Annotated in this window: 2 protein-coding genes; one reads left to right on the forward strand and one right to left on the reverse strand. The window is 44.2% G+C overall.

Annotated features, from left to right (window positions below):
- Positions 1 to 377, forward strand: a 377-nt coding sequence (locus tag A3842_RS32445; RefSeq protein ID WP_074101292.1) for a hypothetical protein, incomplete at its 5' end; no start/stop codon positions are given.
- A gap of 122 nt (positions 378 to 499) precedes the next feature.
- Here A3842_RS32445 and A3842_RS10180 read toward each other — a convergent pair.
- A partial coding sequence (locus tag A3842_RS10180) for a transposase (RefSeq protein WP_143186234.1) occupies positions 500 to 1,227 on the reverse strand: 728 nt, incomplete at its 5' end.

Below are 1,227 nucleotides of genomic sequence, written 5' to 3' on the forward strand. Positions count from 1 at the left end.
ATGATGTTGTACAAGATACAGCAAAGATTAAAACAAAAATCATTGATGGAGCAATTTTTTATCCAATGGATGCAATTTATATTAATAATGTTACTCATATAGGTTCCACGGCCTATAAAAGTGCGTTTACAACAGGAGTAGGAAATGGGAAACAACTTAACATTTGGGTTTTGAATAATGCATCTTCCCCAGTGTATGTAAATATTAAGCGAAATGGAACAGAATGGTACAACTATCAATTGAACGGGGGAGACCAAAAAACATTTAATTTTGTTCAGGAAGTTCCGGATACTGGAATCGTTGGTAATTGGGAAGTATATGTTTACAACAGTAACGGAGCACAGTATAATCTCAAAGTTAATGCAAGACAGTTCTAATTTTATTAAAATGCTTAAAGCACCTTAACGGGTGCTCAGATTGTCGAGAAACCCAGGTCATTTTTACAACCTTGGGTTTCTTTTTACGTTCAGGCAGAAGTGAAATCGGGAAAACGAGGGGATTACCCCCGCTTTTCCAGGCGATCCAGGTGGATCACCATCTTTTTCATGTTCTGCACGGCAGCCGTCATCAGTGCCTGTTCCCTGACGTTTGGAAGTCCGCGCAAACGGCAATAGCGAAACCCATGGAGCTCTTTAGCATCCGCGAAGCTTCGCTCAATCGTCTCTTTTCGTTTGCGGTATAACTTCTTACCGGACTTACTTAGCCGGTTATTCCGCACCCATTCCTTGCTGTCCTCCCACACATGCCGCGTCACCACCTTTCGGTGATTACGAGACTGCGTGCATTGACCCAGCAACGGGCAACTTTTACACCGTTCTGGATCGAAAGCATACTGCCGGTAGCCCTTGCGGTCTGTCGTTCGGTAATTCAATTCATGACTCGCTGGACAAACATACAGATTTCGCTCGGCATCAAAGGTAAACTTCCACTTTGGAAACAATCCTTGCTTGGGATGAAATCTTCGGTGAGCGATCACCGCAAAAATCTTTCGGCTTTGTAGTCCTCGGCAAATGGGCGTCGTTAAATAACCCGAATCAAGTGCAACGGCTTCAACGTTAAATTCAAATCGTTCTTGCTGGCGATCCAAACGCGACAAATACGGCACGGAATCATGGACGTTTCCGGGCGTGACATGCACATCCGTTATGAGATTGTATTTCGTATCTACGGTTCGGTGGTCCAGATAAAAGAAGCCTTCGGGTTTGCCGTCGCGAATCATGTATCCAC

Origin of the sequence: Paenibacillus sp. P3E (assembly GCF_001909045.1) — a bacterium.
GTDB lineage: Bacteria > Bacillota > Bacilli > Paenibacillales > Paenibacillaceae > Paenibacillus_AQ > Paenibacillus_AQ helianthi.